We start from the raw sequence: 14715 nt of genomic DNA on the forward strand, positions 1-14715 counted from the left end.
GAATAATATTGATGCGCCGCAAATCGCACTTTTTGCAGGGCTCGGCTTGCAATATAGAAAAGGAATGAACGTTGCGACCCCGATCACCGCGAAAACCGCCGCCGAGCCGACCAAGGTCGGCCACACCGTCTGTCCGCACGACTGTCCGTCCGCCTGCGCGCTGGATGTCGATCTCACGCCCGACGGCCGCATCGGCCGCGTGCGCGGCTCCGCCGACAATACCTATACGGCCGGCGTCATCTGCGCCAAGGTCGCCCGTTATTCCGAGCGGATCTACCATCCCGGTCGGCTGATGGTGCCGAAGCGGCGCAAGGGCCGGAAGGGCGAGGGCGACTGGCAGGAGCTTTCCTGGGAAGCGGCGCTGGACGAGATTGCCGACGCCTTCGTCAAGGCGGAAGCCAAGCACGGGTCCGAAGCTGTCTGGCCCTATTTCTATGCCGGCACGATGGGGCAGGTGCAGCGCGATTCGATCGAGCGGTTGCGGCACGCCAAGAAATATTCCGGCTTCTTCGGCACGATCTGCACCAACATGGCCTGGACCGGTTATGTGATGGGGACCGGAGCGCTTCGCGGTCCCGATCCGCGCGAGATGGCGAAGTCGGACTGCGTGGTGATCTGGGGCACCAACGCAGTCTCCACCCAGGTCAACGTGATGACCCACGCGGTGAAGGCGCGCAAGGAACGCGGCGCCAAGATCGTCGTGGTCGACATCTACGACAACCCGACCATGAAGCAGGCCGACATGGCGCTGGTGGTGAGGCCTGGCACCGATGCGGCGCTCGCCTGCGCGGTGATGCACATCGCCTTCCGGGACGGTTATGCCGACCGCGGATACATGGAAAGATACGCGGACGATCCGGCGGGGTTGGAGGTGCATCTGAAATCGAAGACGCCGGAATGGGCCTCGGCGATCACCGGGCTTTCGGTAGACGAGATCGAAACCTTCGCCCGCCTCGTCGGCACGACGAAGAAGACATTCTTCCGGCTGGGCTACGGATTCGCCCGCCAGCGCAACGGCACCGCCGCCATGCATGCGGCGCTGTCGATCGCGACCGTGCTCGGCTCCTGGCAATACGAAGGTGGCGGCGCCTTTCACAACAACGGCGATATTTTTCGGCTCAACAAGTCGGAGCTGATGGGGACCGCCTACGCTGATCCCGATATCCGCCAGCTCGATCAGTCGCAAATCGGCCGGGTCCTGACCGGCGACGCCGAAGCCCTTCGATATGGCGGGCCGGTGACAGCTCTTCTGATCCAGAACACCAATCCGATGAATGTCGCGCCGGAGCAGCGGCTGGTTCGGCAAGGCTTCATGCGTGACGACCTGTTCGTTGCCGTGCACGAGCAGTTCATGACCGATACTGCGGAGGTCGCCGATATCGTGCTGCCGGCCACCATGTTCCTCGAACATGACGACATCTATCGCGCGGGCGGGCAGAACCATATCCTGCTCGGACCGAAGCTCGTTGAACCGCCGGAAACCGTGCGCACCAACCTCTTCGTCATCGAGAAGCTCTCAAAGCGGCTCGGTGTCGATCATTATTCCGGTTTCGGCCTCGGTGAACGCGAGCATATCGACCGCCTGCTAAGGGCTAGCGGCTGGTCGGGATACGACGCGCTGAAACGCGATCGCTGGATCGATGCGCAGCCTGATTTCGAGACCGCTCACTATCTGAAGGGTTTCGGATATCCGGACGGAAAATTCCGTTTCAGCCCGGACTGGGCGAATGGTCCGTCGCCCAACAAGCCGCCGAAGAACCTCGGGGCTATGGGACCAGTGGCGGATCTGCCGAAATTTCCAGATCAGGTCGACGTGATCGAGTTGGTGGACGAGGCGCATCCCTTCCGGCTCGCGACCTCGCCTTCGCGCAGTTTCCTGAATTCCACATTCGCGGAAACGAGAAGCTCGATCCAGAAGGAGGGGCGGCCGGAAGTCATGATCGAGCCCTCCGACGCAGCGCGATTGGGGATCGTGGACGGCGATATCGTCCGTCTCGGCAATATGCGCGGCGAAATCCGTCTGCATGCTCGGTTGGTGCCCGGCGCGCGCCCGGGCGTGCTGATCGCCGAAGGCCTGTGGCCCAACAAGGCGCATCTCGACGGAGAGGGTATCAACGTTTTGACCGGCGCCGACGCGGTTGCGCCCTATGGCGGAGCGGCTTTCCACGACAACAAGGTCTGGCTTCGCAGGGACGTCGCATGACGGACAGACACGACCGGGTGACGATCGTCAGCGAAAAGACGCTGTCGGATGGCTGGACGCGGCTTTCAAGCTACGAACTCGACTATACCGACCGCGACGGCGCCACCCATCGGCTGCGCCGTGAGATCTATCACCGCATGCCCGCGGCCTGCATTCTGCTTTATGACTCGAAGCGCGATACGGTCGTGCTGGTGAAGCAATTCCGGCTGCCGGCCTATCTTGCCGGCGAACCCGCCTGGCTGGTCGAGGTGCCCGCCGGCCTTCTCGACGAAGATCATCCGGAGGATGCGATCCGCCGCGAGGCGATGGAGGAGACCGGTTATCGTTTGCGTGAGGTGCGTTTCCTCTTCAAGGCCTTCATGTCGCCCGGCGCGATCATGGAACACATCCATTTCTTCTTCGCGCCGGTCGATCTTGCCGACCGCATCAACGGCGGCGGTGGCTTGGCCGACGAGCACGAGGATATCGAGGTTCTGGAATTGCCGCTCGACCAAGCCTTCGCGATGATCGAAAGCGGCGAGATCTGCGACGCCAAGACAATCATGCTGCTGCAGTGGGCGGCGATCAATCGCGGCAGACTGGCGGTTTGATCGCTGCTGTAGCCCGTATCGCGACGAGCTACATAGCCGGCGAGATGAGCTTGGCTTCGTCTTTTTCCGCGATTGCGGAAAACACAGCCCGGGCACCCTCCATCCGCACCTTTCCTTCGGCCAATAGCTTCAGCGACAGCGGGTAGAGCTTGTGCTCGACGGTCAGCACCCGGGCGGCGAGCGTCTCGGCGGTATCGCCGGCAAGCACCGGCACGGCGGCCTGGGCGAGGATAGGGCCTTCATCCATGCCTTCCGTAACGTAATGTACTGTGCAGCCGGCGATCTTCATGCCCGCGTCAATGGCGCGTTGGTGCGTGTTGAGGCCGGCGAAAAGCGGCAGGAGGGCAGGGTGGATGTTGAGGATGCGGCCTTCATAGCGGCTGATGAAGTCTCCTGACAGGAGCCGCATGAAGCCGGCAAGGCAGAGGATGTCGGGCCGGATTTCATCCAGCGCCGACAGCATCGCCGCCTCATGGTCCTGTTTGCTCGCAAAGTTCTTGCGTTCGAAGACGAAGGTCTTGATGCCGCGCGCTTCCGCCCTGGCAAGTCCGCCGGCCGAAGCCTTGTCTGAAATGACCGCGACGATTTCGGCAGGAAAGTCCGGTGCGGCGCAGGCATCCGCGAGTGACAGCATGTTGGAGCCGCCGCCGGAAATGAAGACGGCGACGCGTTTGCGCGGCGTGCCGATCATAGGCCGAGTGTGCCCTGGTAGATCACGCCGGCGCCGCCCTCGGGGCGATCGACCATGCGGCCGAGCGGAACGACCACTTCGCCTTCCGCCCGGAGAATGTCGCTGACGGCTTGCGCGTTTTCGGCGGCGACCACGACAATCATGCCGATGCCGCAGTTGAAGGTCCGCAGCATTTCCTTGGGCTCCACGCCTCCCGTCTTGGCCAGCCAGGAGAAGACGGGCGGAACGGGGATGGAATCGAGGTCGACTTCGGCCGCAAGGTTCTTCGGCAGCACGCGCGGGATGTTTTCAGGGAAACCGCCGCCGGTGATATGTGCGAGCGCCTTCAGCGCGCCGGTCTCGCGGATCGCCTTCAGGAGCGGCTTCACGTAGATGCGGGTGGGCGTGAGCAGCGCTTCACCCAGAGTCATGCCGTCACGGAAGGGGGCAGGTGCATCCCAGGCGAGGCCGGAAAGCGCTACGATCTTGCGGACCAGAGAAAAGCCGTTCGAATGGACCCCTGAAGAGGTGAGGCCGAGAATAAGGTCTCCGGCGGCGATGTCTCCGACCGGCAGCAACTGACCGCGTTCGGCCGCACCCACCGCAAAGCCTGCGAGATCGTAATCGCCGTCGGAATACATGCCCGGCATTTCGGCGGTCTCTCCGCCGATCAGCGCGCAGCCCGCCTCGCGGCAGCCGGCGGCGATGCCGGTGACGATCGCAGCACCCTGGTCGGGATCGAGCTTGCCGGTGGCGAAATAGTCGAGGAACAACAGCGGTTCTGCGCCCTGCACGACGAGGTCGTTGACGCACATGGCGACGAGGTCGATGCCGACCGTGTCATGGAAATCGGCGTCGATGGCGATCTTCAGCTTCGTCCCGACGCCGTCATTTGCGGCAACCAGGATCGGATCGGTAAAGCCTGCGGCCTTGAGATCGAAGAGGCCGCCGAAGCCGCCGATCTCACCGTCCGCGCCCGGCCGGCGGGTGGAGCGCACAGCCGGTTTGATCTTCTCGACCAAGAGGTTGCCCGCGTCGATATCGACACCGGCATCGCTATAGGTGAGACCGTTTTTGCCCGCCTCGCTCATCGTCCGTCTCCAATGGCCATTTTAGCGGCCCGCCATTGCACGACATGGCGTCGGATGCAAGCGTTGCCAGCGCTTTTGAAGGCTTTTCACAGCGCTCGCTGCACTGCGATCGAACTCTTGACCACGCGGGCGCGGGCATCCTATCCCTGTCTGCGACCGCGGTCACGCTTGAAGGGAGCGGCGATGCCATACCATGTCAACGGTGCAAACCTCAGGCGCCACATTCTTTTCTGGGTCGGCGCGCTGGCGGTCGTCGTCGTTTTTCTCTGGTTCTTCCGCTCCATTCTGCTGCCTTTCGTAGCGGGCATGGCGCTCGCCTATTTTCTCGATCCGGTTGCCGACTGGCTGGAGCGGCGCGGACTGAGCCGGCTGATGGCGACCGTGGTGATCCTCGTCTGTTTCGTGCTGGTCTTCGTGCTGTCGCTGATGCTGGTGATCCCGATCATCATCAACCAGTTCACCGAATTTGCCGCAGCTCTGCCGGGTTATATCTCCCAGCTGCAGCAGATCATTTCCAGCCCCGAAACCTCCTTCCTGCCCTCTTGGGTCGGCAGCCAGATCGAGACGATCAAACAGAACTTCTCCGAAGTGTTGAGCCAGGGCGCCGGTTTTATAGGTTCGCTGCTCGGCCAGATTTGGAATTCCGGCAAGGCGATCGTCGATGTGGTCTCCTTGCTAATCGTCACGCCCGTGGTTGCCTTCTACATCCTGCTCGACTGGGACCGGATGGTGGCGAAGGTCGACAACTGGATTCCGCGCGATCAGGTGCATACCGTGCGCCGGATTGCCCGCGAGATGGATGAATCGGTTGCCGGTTTCATCCGCGGCCAGGGTTCGCTCTGCCTTATCCTCGGTATCTTCTACGCGGTGGGCCTGTCGATCGTCGGCCTCAATTTCGGGCTCCTGATAGGCTTTGTGTCCGGCATGATCAGCTTCATTCCCTATATCGGTTCGCTGATCGGGCTGGTGCTTTCGGTCGGCGTGGCGCTGGTGCAGTTCTGGCCGGATTATCCGTGGATACTGGCGGTTGCCGGCGTCTTCTTCGTCGGCCAGTTTGTCGAGGGCAACATTCTGCAGCCGAAGCTGGTGGGCGAAAGCGTCGGGCTGCATCCCGTCTGGCTGATGTTCGCGCTCTTTGCATTCGGCGCGATGTTCGGCTTCGTGGGTCTTTTGATCGCGGTACCGGCCGCGGCTGTGGTCGGCGTGCTTGTCCGCTTCGCCCTGTCGCGGTATCTTGACAGCGACATCTATTACGGCCGGACGGCCACGCTTCCCTGGCAGGAAGAGCCACCGCCCCATGTGCTGGAGCACAGCGGAAACGACGCCCAGATCGGCGCACCGAAAGACCAATGACACAAGCAAGCGAACGCGAGCGGCGTAAAAGCGAGCAATTGCCGCTGCAATTCACCCATGATGCGGCGAAAGGCCGGGATGACCTGCTGGTTTCCGAGCGCCTGGCGGCGGCCGTTGCGATCGTCGATGAATGGCCGGCCTGGCCATCGCCGGTGGTCGTGCTGGCTGGGCCTGTCGGATCAGGCAAGTCGCACCTTGCCCACATCTGGCGCGAAAAGGCCAGCGCGGTCGACATTCACCCCGTCGCGGGTTCGAATGCCGCCGCACTGGCAGCGGCCGGCCCGGTGCTTTTCGAAGATGCCGAGCGGCGCGGTTTTGACGAGACGGAACTCTTCCACGTGATCAACTGCGTGCGGCAGAACGGCCATAGCCTGCTGATGACGTCGAGGCTCTGGCCGATGTCATGGGGCGTGACACTGCCGGACCTCAAGTCGCGCCTCAAAGCGGCGACCGTCGTGGAGATCGGCGAACCGGACGAGGAACTGCTGGCGCAGGTGATCGTGAAACTTTTTGCCGACCGGCAGCTTTATATCGATGACAAACTGGTGGGCTATATCGTCAACCGCATGGAGCGTTCTCTCGGCGCTGCCCAGGCGATCGTCGAGCGGCTGGACCGTCTGGCACTTGCCCGTGGCACTCGGATCACACGGTCGATGGCCGCGGAAGTGCTTAACGATTATGGAAATTCAGGCCCCGGCGATTGACTGTGACAGTTCGCTCGTCGAATTATGTTCGGCCCCAAGGGGTTAGCGGAGGTGACCAGATGGATTCGATGACGACGGAAACGCAGCAGCCCGAGCCGACGGCCGCAGATGCCGCCGATCAATTGCTGTCGAGCCCGGATCGCTTCATCAACCGTGAATTCTCCTGGCTCCAGTTCAACCGCCGTGTTCTCGAAGAAACGCTGAATACGGCCCACCCGCTTCTGGAGCGAGTGCGCTTCCTCTCCATTTCGGCCACCAACCTCGATGAATTCTTCATGGTCCGCGTTGCGGGCCTCGAAGGACAGGTGCGGCAGGGAATAGCCATCCGCAGCCCGGACGGCAAGACGCCGGCCGAACAGCTCGATGCGATCCTGCAGGAGATCGACAACCTGCAGATGGAGCAGCAAGCCTCGCTTGCCGTGCTGCAACAATATCTCGCCAAGGAAGACATTCTTATCGTGCGGCCGGGGGCGCTTGCGCCGGAGGATCGCGCCTGGCTCGCCAATTCCTTCGATGCCGAACTCTTCCCGATCCTGACGCCGCTGTCGATCGATCCGGCCCATCCGTTTCCCTTCATTCCCAATCTCGGCTTTTCCATGGGCCTGCAGCTTCACAGCATGCACGGCAAGGAGCCGATGACAGGGCTCTTGCGCCTGCCGACGACGCTCGACCGTTTCATCCGTCTCCCCGACGACGGCGCCACGATCCGCTACATCACGCTCGAAGACGTGGTCGGCATGTTCACCGACAGGCTGTTTCCCGGCTATGAGGTGAGGGGCGCCGGCACCTTCCGCATCATTCGCGACAGCGATATCGAAGTGGAGGAAGAGGCCGAAGACCTGGTGCGCTTCTTCGAGACGGCGCTGAAACGCCGCCGCCGCGGCAAGGTCATCCGCATCGAGACGGATTCGGAAATGCCTGCTTCGCTGCGCCAGTTTGTGGTTCAGGAATTGGGCGTGCCGGAAAACCGGGTTGCCGTTCTGCCGGGCCTGCTGGCGCTGAATACGCTTTCGGAAATCGCCAAGGCGCCGCGCGACGACCTGAGGTTCGAGCCCTACAATGCCCGATTTCCGGAACGCGTCCGTGAGCATGCCGGGGACTGCCTCGCAGCCATTCGCGAAAAGGACATGGTGGTCCACCATCCTTACGAGTCCTTCGACGTGGTTGTGCAGTTTCTTCTGCAGGCGGCGCGCGATCCGGACGTCCTCGCGATCAAGCAGACGCTCTACCGAACCTCCAACGACAGCCCGATCGTCCGAGCGCTGATCGACGCAGCCGAAATGGGCAAGTCGGTGACGGCGCTGGTGGAGTTGAAGGCCCGTTTCGACGAAGAAGCCAATATTCGCTGGGCGCGCGACCTGGAGCGCGCCGGCGTTCAGGTCGTCTTCGGGTTCATCGAATTGAAGACCCATGCCAAGATGTCGATGGTGGTGCGCCGCGAGGACGGCAAGCTCAGAACCTATTGCCACCTCGGCACCGGCAACTATCACCCGGTGACTGCAAAGATCTACACCGACCTTTCCTTCTTCACCTGCAACCCGAAGATCGCCCATGACATGGCGAACATCTTCAACTTCATCACCGGCTACGGCGAACCGGCGGAAAGCATGAAGCTTGCGGTTTCGCCCTATACGCTTCGCCCGCGCATCCTCAAACATATCGAGGAGGAGATCTGCCACGCGCAGGCTGGAAAGCCGGCGGCGATTTGGATGAAGATGAATTCGCTGGTCGATCCGGAAATCATCGACGCCCTCTACAGGGCAAGCCGCGCGGGTGTCGAAGTGGATCTGGTGGTGCGCGGCATCTGCTGCCTGCGTCCGCAGGTGCCAGGGCTCTCCGACAATATCCGCGTCAAGTCGATCGTCGGCCGCTTCCTGGAGCACAGCCGCATCTTCTGCTTCGGCAACGGTTATGGCCTGCCGTCCGACAAGGCGCTCGTCTATATCGGCTCCGCCGATATGATGCCGCGCAACCTCGACCGGCGTGTCGAGACGCTCGTGCCGCTCCTGAACCCGACTGTGCATGAGCAGGTCCTCTCGCAGATCATGCTGGGCAACCTGATTGACAACCAGCAAAGCTACGAGATATTGCCCGACGGCACGTCGCGGCGCATGGAAGTGCGCAAGGGCGAGGAACCTTTTAACGCGCAGCACTATTTTATGACCAATCCGAGCCTGTCCGGGCGCGGTGAAGCTCTGAAATCGAGTGCTCCGAAACTGATTGCCGGCGTGATGTCGGGACGCAAGAAATAGGCAATATGGTAAGATCAGAAGCCCAGGGGCGCCTTCCGGGCATTGCCCCTGTCTCCGTCATCGACATCGGTTCGAACTCGGTCCGTGTCGTCATCTATGAAGGCATGTCGCGGGCGCCGACCATCCTCTTCAACGAGAAGGTGCTTTGCGGGCTTGGCAAAGGCTTGGGCTCGAGCGGCCGTATGGACGACGAAGGCGTGGCGCGGGCGCTGGCGGCGTTGAAACGTTTCCGGGCGCTTTCGGCACAGGCGCAGGCAAGCCAGGTCTATGTGCTCGCCACCGCCGCTGCGCGCGAAGCTTCGAACGGCCCCGATTTCATCCGCGAGGCGGAAGAGATTCTCGGTCAGCCGGTTCAGGTCCTCTCGGGCGAGGAAGAGGCGCGCTACTCGGCGCTCGGGGTCATCAGCGGCTTCCACGACCCCGACGGGATCGCCGGTGATCTCGGCGGCGGCTCGTTGGAACTGATCGACATAAGGGGCCAGGAATTCGGCCGAGGCATTACCCTGCCGCTCGGGGGGCTGCGGTTGTCCGAATCCTCCGGAAATTCGCTCTCCAAGGCCCGCGCGTTTGCCCGCAAGCAGGTCAATACCGCCCGCTTCCTGAAAGAGGGCGCAGGCCGCACCTTCTATGCCGTCGGCGGCACATGGCGAAACATCGCCAAGCTCCACATGGAGATCAGCAAATATCCTCTGCATATGATGCAGGGCTACGAATTGCCGCTCGAAGAGATGCAGAGGTTCCTCGACGAGGTAGTTGCGGCCAAGGATTCCAAGGATCCGGCCTGGCAGGCGGTATCGAAAAGTCGTCGCTCGCTTCTGCCCTTCGGCGCCATCGCCATGCAGGAAGTGCTGAATGTGATGAAACCGGCGCGGGTGAGCTTTTCGGCCCAGGGCGTCCGCGAAGGTTATCTCTATTCCTTGTTGCCGGACGAGGAGAAGGCGAGCGATCCGCTTCTGGTTGCCGCCGATCAGCTCGCCATCCTGCGCGCCCGATCGCCCGAACACGCCCGCGAGCTTGCCGACTGGACCGGCCGGATGGTGCCGGCTTTCGGAATTACCGAGACCGAAGAGGAAAGCCGCTATCGCCAGGCGGCCTGCCTGCTTGCCGATATCAGCTGGCGGGCTCATCCGGACTATCGCGGCCTGCAGGCATTGAACCTGATTGCCCATTCATCCTTTGTGGGCATCACCCATGCGGGCCGGGCCTATCTGGCGCTTGCCAACTACCATCGCTTCGAGGGCCTGCACGACGACGGCGAAACCGGCCCGCTCGCCACGATCGCGACGCCGCGCCTTCTCGACCTTGCCAAACTGCTCGGCGGCCTGCTCAGGGTCGTATACCTGTTTTCCGCGTCCATGCCGGGTCTGGTCCACAACCTGACCTTCCGGCCGTCGTCCAACCCGAACCTCGACCTCGAATTCGTCGTGCCGCACGCCTACAGCAATTTTGCCGGCGAGCGGTTGGATGGACGGCTGCAGCAACTGGCAAGGCTGACGGGCAAGCGGCTGGCATTTGTGTTCGAGTAGGCTAGGGCAGGCGCGCCGTCATGGCTTACGCATGTGCCGGCCGCCAATGCGGATAGGTGACATAGGCCGTCACCGCGCCTTCTTCGTGCGACCGGATGGTCACCGCTTCGCCTTTGGGCATGTAAACAATCTCGCCGGGTCCCGCCGTGACCGTACCGGCGTCAGTCGAGACCGAAAGGCGTCCTTCCAGAATGATCATGACATCATCCACTGCCATCGTCTCTGTGAGGCTCTGATTAGGCGCATAGCGTCCATAACCGATGGTGATCGGCCCCCCGTGCCGTTCGTCGACCAGATTGCCGACAAACACGTCTGCCTGCTGTCCGGGGGAGCGTTCCAACGGCGCGTCGTCGATCGTGAGCTTACGGATTTTCATCGTCTCTCTCCATGTTGTGTGCACAGGTAGCGCGGAGCACCGTTGCGCCAAGACGGGTACAAACTTTTGAGAAGGATGTTCGGATGTCCGAGCCCCCGAAAAAAAGAGCGCCCGGCTTCACCGAGCGCCTTCTGCTGTGTTGAAATGGCGTTTATTTCGCGGCCAGGAATTCACCGGCTTCGATGAGGCTGAATTCGTTGTTGTCGGCCTTGTCGACGGCGCGGCCGGCAGAGAAGGGCAGGTTGTTATCGTTGCCGATGACGAGATGTGTGGCGTCGACGATGTCGACGTTCTCGATCGTCACGAAAGGCATGTCGTAGATACCTTCGATATTGCCTGCCTTCTTTTTTTCCTCGGGATCCTGGATCTTCATCAGGTCGATATAGCCGATCTTGCGGACCGCCTGGCCGACATTGGCATCGCTCATCTCGATCTTGTAGACGCGCTTGTGCTTCGCCGGCGCGTTGAAGCAGGTGGCTTCCGGCTTGGTCGGATCGGCGCAGGCGCGGTCGGCGGCGCCGGCCCCGTTGTCGCGCTCGATGACAAGTGCGGTCGTCTCGTCGATCATATTGAAATCGCCGATCGCCTCACCGCCCTTGGAAAGCGGATAGAGCCAGGAACGGCCCGTCCACTTTTTGGAGGCGACATCGAACTCGATGACCCGCAGCGCCGTCTGCCCGTCCACCTGTTCTACCTGCCCGTCTTCCTTGTAGATTGCGCCTTCCAGAAGGCCATAGAGCTTGGAGCCGTCTTTCGACATGGCCATCCCCTCGTAGCCGCCGGAGCGCTTCAGGTTGAAGGCGCCCATCTTGGCAGCGGGATTGGCTGGCGTCGTGAGGGTGGGGTTGTCCGGCGAGGAAACCGGCTTGCCGTCGAGCAGCGTCGGCACGACATCGGTGAGGCGACCCTGCAGGTCGACCTTGATCAGATAGGGGCCGAATTCATCACCGAGCCAGAAACCGTCGGCCACCGGCTGGATCGATTCGATATCGAAATCGGCGCCGGTGAGATAACGCGTCTCGGACGCTTCCATGGCGATCGGGAACGGCGCGATCTTGTTCGGGTCAGAGAGGAAGACGTTCTTGAGCACTTCAGTCTTGTTGCCGGTCCAGTCGAACTTCATCTGGTGCAGGAAGAGCATGGCGTCGGAGGAATTGGCTTTCGAGCCGAAGCCGTTGTCGGAGAGCGTCCAGAACGTGCCGTCGGCCATGGTCTTGATGCCGGAAAAGCCCTGGATCGGCTGGCCGTCGAGCGGCAGTTTGACGTCGGTGATACGGGCGCCGTCCTTGCCCGGCAGCGTGCCGAGGGCTTCGGTGCGCTTGCGGTCGGGCGTGGTGAACTTGCCGGAGGTCTTCAGGAAGGCCGGGGCATCGGCAGGTGCCGCCACGACCGTGTTGGCCGGCAGGACCGCCTGTCCGACGAGTTTGGCCGGATAGGCCTTTTCTTCGGCTGAGGCAGAACCGCCGAAGAGTGTGGCGAGCGCGACGGAAGCGAGAAGGAGTCTGGTCATGGAGCACCCTTTGGGTTGGCGTGATGACAACCGCTTAAGGAGGGCGCATGACGGGCAGGTGATGGAACTTTGAAGCTTCGATGAAGCTTTGGTGACGGGATTTTTAAACGCTAAAAGGCTCGTTATGTGCTTTGCCGCAGCGCCACCCACCGGCCTGGCGTCATGCCGAACGTCTTCTTGAAATGGCGGGTGAAATGGGCCTGATCGGCAAAGCCGGCATCGGCCGCCGCATCCGCAAGACTGTCGCCTTCCGACAGCCGGAGTTTGGCGCGGTCAAGCTTGCGCATGACGAGGTAGCGGTGCGGGCTGGTGCCGAGAAGGCGGCGGAACTGCCGCGCGGTGGTATAGCGGTCAAGGCCGCTGACCGCCTCCAGTTCCTCGGAAGAGACGGCGCGGTCGCAATTTTCCTGAAGATAGTCTCGGCAGCGGAGTATGGCCTTCCGGGCCGTCGACGCGCCGGAGGCTCCGCCGCGGCTATCGGCGTGACGCCAGAGGCTCTGGGCGAGACGAACGACGATATCGTCCAGCAGCAGTTCCTGCGGTTCGGCCTCGAGATCGTCAAGCGCCTCGGCGAGACACTGGCGGAAATCCGGATCTTCGACCACAGGCGAGGGCACGAAGGGCAGGCTGCTTGCGCCTCCGTTCGCCTCGATCAGCCGCTCGGGCGGCAGATAGAGCATGCGGTAGCGCAAGCCGTCTTCCGTGCCGGCGGCACCGTCATGCACTTCGTCCGGATGCAGCACGATGACATTGCCCGGCATGCTGGCGCGCAGTGCGCCCCGATACTGAAAGGTCTGCACCCCGGAAACCGTGAAACCGAGTGCATAGGTATCGTGCCGGTGGGGAGAAAAACCGTTCCCATGGAAGCGCGCTTCTATCCGTTCGATGCCGAGGGAGGAAGGAGCCTGCACGATGCCGTCGGGCTTCTCCAGCGCTCCGCACGAACGTTCAAGACCGCCGGCAGGCGCCGCCGTTATCTCGTTGCCTCTCGCATAACCTTCGACGGAGTTATTCTTCATGTTCGATACCAAGATCGCGATCGTGCTTCGCGATGACCTCGCTCCCTGGCAGGAGCTCAACGTGACAGCATTCCTGACGAGCGGCATCATCGCCCAGCATCCAGCGGTCATCGGCGAAGCATATCGGGATGCGGCAGGCCATGTCTACAATCCGATGAGCATCCAGCCGATCGTCATTCTGGCGGCGGACCGGGAGACGCTTCGGGCCGTCCACCGCCGCACACTGGAGCGCGAGGTGACGAGTTCGGCCTATATCGAGGAAATGTTTGCGACCGGCCACGATGCTGCCAACCGCGAGGTTTTTGCAAAGTTCGCGCCTGACGACGCGAAGCTGGTGGGTCTGGCGCTGAGAGCGGAGAAAAAGATCGTCGACAAGATCACCAAGGGCGCGAAGATGCACCGTTGAGCAACGGACTAGGCCTCCAGCGCCAGCACGGCAAAGCTCGCCAGCCAATGTTCGCCCATATAGTCGCCGGCGACATGAGGGAGAGCATGGGCGAGATGTTCCGCGGCGGTTCTTTCCATGACGGACCGCCGGGGATCGGCTCCCGGCAGCGCTTTCGCAAGCGAACGCCAGCACCAGGCGCGGGAAAGATTCAATCCGTCCAGGTGGGCGATCTTACCGTCCGAGCGATCCGAAACGGAGGCCGGCGAAAAGAGCGTTGCGGGCTGCTCGCCTTTGATCGCTGGCAGGAAGCCGTCGAACCACCGGATAAAGGCATATTCCGGCATCAGCCGACGCATGCATTCTGCCTCGATCAGTGCGGATGAGAGGAAATCATCGCCGGAAGGCTCGCCCCAGGCCGGGCAGGCTACGTCTCCGCCGTACCACCGCATCGCGGTCTTCTGGAGTAGATCTCCGATGGCGGCGTCGCCGACCGCGTCGGCATAGTCGGCTGCGAGCCTGAGGGCGAAGGCGGTGTTGAAATGCGTGCCGACCCGGACCGGATAGGTGGCGATCGGCAGGAACTCGGCAAAGCGTCCGACGAACACGTCGGAGAGCGGTTTCAGGTTATCGAACCAGACACGCTCCTCGAGCAGATACAATTCGGCCGAAAGCTTGAGAAGCCAGCCCCAGCCATAAGGCCGTTCGAATCCGCGGGCGAGCGGCGCCGCCATATAGGCGCATTCACCGGCAACATTTTCCGGCACCAGCATCTCGTCAAACAAGGAGCGAATGCTTTCGGAGGCCGGAATTTCGGGAAACTTGCGCAGGATATAGGCCAACATCCAGTAGCCGTGGACACAGGAATGCCAGTCGAGGCTACCGTAGAAGATCGGATGCAGCTGGCTGGGCGTCCTGGCGTCTTCCGGGCCGGCAAAGGCATTGGCAGGCTTGTTCGGATACTCCCGCCGCACATGCCCGAGCGCAATCGTCGCAAATTGCTGGGCGGTTTCTGCGGTGAGGGACTGATGCATGG

Annotated in this window: 13 protein-coding genes; 7 read left to right on the forward strand and 6 right to left on the reverse strand. The window is 62.1% G+C overall.

Features of this window, described 5'->3' with window-relative positions; translation table 11 throughout:
- Nucleotides 1-64: 64 nt before the first annotated feature.
- Together EDE05_RS03495 and EDE05_RS03500 are read left to right on the forward strand one after the other, a co-directional pair.
- Complete coding sequence (locus tag EDE05_RS03495) at nucleotides 65-2203, forward strand: molybdopterin oxidoreductase family protein (protein WP_134100102.1); 2139 nt, start codon at nucleotides 65-67, stop codon at nucleotides 2201-2203.
- Nucleotides 2200-2793: an NUDIX domain-containing protein gene (locus EDE05_RS03500; RefSeq protein ID WP_134100104.1), complete on the forward strand. Its 594-nt coding sequence runs from the start codon at nucleotides 2200-2202 to the stop codon at nucleotides 2791-2793. Before EDE05_RS03495 ends, EDE05_RS03500 begins: the two co-directional genes overlap by 4 nt.
- Nucleotides 2794-2821: 28 nt before the next feature.
- Here EDE05_RS03500 and purN read toward each other — a convergent pair whose 3' ends face one another.
- Together purN and purM are read right to left on the reverse strand one after the other, a co-directional pair.
- Complete coding sequence (gene purN, locus EDE05_RS03505) at nucleotides 2822-3484, reverse strand: phosphoribosylglycinamide formyltransferase (protein WP_134100107.1); 663 nt, start codon at nucleotides 3482-3484, stop codon at nucleotides 2822-2824.
- Entirely contained in the window at nucleotides 3481-4554 is a 1074-nt protein-coding gene (gene purM / locus EDE05_RS03510) for a phosphoribosylformylglycinamidine cyclo-ligase (protein ID WP_112801854.1), read from the reverse strand. Before purM ends, purN begins: the two co-directional genes overlap by 4 nt.
- Before the next feature lie 183 nt (nucleotides 4555-4737).
- Between purM and EDE05_RS03515 the strand changes: the two genes are divergently transcribed.
- The 4 genes from EDE05_RS03515 to ppx are packed head-to-tail and all read left to right on the forward strand — an operon-like array spanning nucleotide 4738 to nucleotide 10389.
- Nucleotides 4738-5907: an AI-2E family transporter gene (locus EDE05_RS03515; RefSeq protein WP_132409883.1), complete on the forward strand. Its 1170-nt coding sequence runs from the start codon at nucleotides 4738-4740 to the stop codon at nucleotides 5905-5907.
- Complete coding sequence (gene hdaA / locus EDE05_RS03520) at nucleotides 5904-6611, forward strand: DnaA regulatory inactivator HdaA (protein ID WP_134100110.1); 708 nt, start codon at nucleotides 5904-5906, stop codon at nucleotides 6609-6611. The genes EDE05_RS03515 and hdaA overlap by 4 nt, the downstream gene beginning before the upstream one ends.
- Before the next feature lie 59 nt (nucleotides 6612-6670).
- The gene (locus EDE05_RS03525) at nucleotides 6671-8863 is read left to right on the forward strand and encodes an RNA degradosome polyphosphate kinase (protein WP_134100113.1); all 2193 of its coding nucleotides are present in this window, start codon (nucleotides 6671-6673) and stop codon (nucleotides 8861-8863) included.
- Nucleotides 8864-8868: 5 nt separating this feature from the next.
- A complete protein-coding gene (gene ppx / locus EDE05_RS03530; RefSeq protein WP_105372046.1) occupies nucleotides 8869-10389 on the forward strand; it encodes an exopolyphosphatase in 1521 nt (506 codons plus the stop codon).
- 25 nt (nucleotides 10390-10414) lie between these two features.
- On the opposite strand, the gene EDE05_RS03535 is transcribed toward ppx, so the two are convergent.
- The 3 genes from EDE05_RS03535 to EDE05_RS03545 form a co-directional block, all read right to left on the reverse strand.
- The gene (locus EDE05_RS03535) at nucleotides 10415-10765 is read right to left on the reverse strand and encodes an AraC family ligand binding domain-containing protein (RefSeq protein WP_134100116.1); all 351 of its coding nucleotides are present in this window, start codon (nucleotides 10763-10765) and stop codon (nucleotides 10415-10417) included.
- Between the two features lie 151 nt (nucleotides 10766-10916).
- Complete coding sequence (locus EDE05_RS03540) at nucleotides 10917-12275, reverse strand: esterase-like activity of phytase family protein (RefSeq protein WP_112801864.1); 1359 nt, start codon at nucleotides 12273-12275, stop codon at nucleotides 10917-10919.
- A gap of 122 nt (nucleotides 12276-12397) precedes the next feature.
- On the reverse strand, nucleotides 12398-13186 hold the full coding sequence (locus EDE05_RS03545) for an AraC family transcriptional regulator (RefSeq protein ID WP_166675436.1): 789 nt from the start codon (nucleotides 13184-13186) through the stop codon (nucleotides 12398-12400).
- 106 nt (nucleotides 13187-13292) lie between these two features.
- On the opposite strand from EDE05_RS03545, the gene EDE05_RS03550 reads away from it, so the two are divergent.
- Complete coding sequence (locus EDE05_RS03550; protein ID WP_134100122.1) at nucleotides 13293-13700, forward strand: DUF2000 family protein; 408 nt, start codon at nucleotides 13293-13295, stop codon at nucleotides 13698-13700.
- A gap of 8 nt (nucleotides 13701-13708) precedes the next feature.
- Here EDE05_RS03550 and EDE05_RS03555 read toward each other — a convergent pair whose 3' ends face one another.
- Complete coding sequence (locus EDE05_RS03555; RefSeq protein ID WP_134100125.1) at nucleotides 13709-14713, reverse strand: DUF2891 domain-containing protein; 1005 nt, start codon at nucleotides 14711-14713, stop codon at nucleotides 13709-13711.
- Nucleotides 14714-14715: the final 2 nt, after the last annotated feature.

The organism is Neorhizobium sp. R1-B (genome assembly GCF_004368875.1).
Classification (GTDB): Bacteria; Pseudomonadota; Alphaproteobacteria; order Rhizobiales; family Rhizobiaceae; genus Neorhizobium; species Neorhizobium huautlense.

Excerpts from the sequence above, each read along its gene's own strand:
- EDE05_RS03495 (WP_134100102.1), top strand. The coding sequence starts at position 65 with ATGAACGTTGCGACCCCGATCACCGCGAAAACCGCCGCCGAGCCGACC.
- EDE05_RS03500 (WP_134100104.1), top strand. The coding sequence starts at position 2,200 with ATGACGGACAGACACGACCGGGTGACGATCGTCAGCGAAAAGACGCTG.
- purN (WP_134100107.1), bottom strand. The coding sequence starts at position 3,484 with ATGATCGGCACGCCGCGCAAACGCGTCGCCGTCTTCATTTCCGGCGGC.
- purM (WP_112801854.1), bottom strand. The coding sequence starts at position 4,554 with ATGAGCGAGGCGGGCAAAAACGGTCTCACCTATAGCGATGCCGGTGTC.
- EDE05_RS03515 (WP_132409883.1), top strand. The coding sequence starts at position 4,738 with ATGCCATACCATGTCAACGGTGCAAACCTCAGGCGCCACATTCTTTTC.
- hdaA (WP_134100110.1), top strand. The coding sequence starts at position 5,904 with ATGACACAAGCAAGCGAACGCGAGCGGCGTAAAAGCGAGCAATTGCCG.
- EDE05_RS03525 (WP_134100113.1), top strand. The coding sequence starts at position 6,671 with ATGGATTCGATGACGACGGAAACGCAGCAGCCCGAGCCGACGGCCGCA.
- ppx (WP_105372046.1), top strand. The coding sequence starts at position 8,869 with ATGGTAAGATCAGAAGCCCAGGGGCGCCTTCCGGGCATTGCCCCTGTC.
- EDE05_RS03535 (WP_134100116.1), bottom strand. The coding sequence starts at position 10,765 with ATGAAAATCCGTAAGCTCACGATCGACGACGCGCCGTTGGAACGCTCC.
- EDE05_RS03540 (WP_112801864.1), bottom strand. The coding sequence starts at position 12,275 with ATGACCAGACTCCTTCTCGCTTCCGTCGCGCTCGCCACACTCTTCGGC.
- EDE05_RS03550 (WP_134100122.1), top strand. The coding sequence starts at position 13,293 with ATGTTCGATACCAAGATCGCGATCGTGCTTCGCGATGACCTCGCTCCC.
- EDE05_RS03555 (WP_134100125.1), bottom strand. The coding sequence starts at position 14,713 with ATGCATCAGTCCCTCACCGCAGAAACCGCCCAGCAATTTGCGACGATT.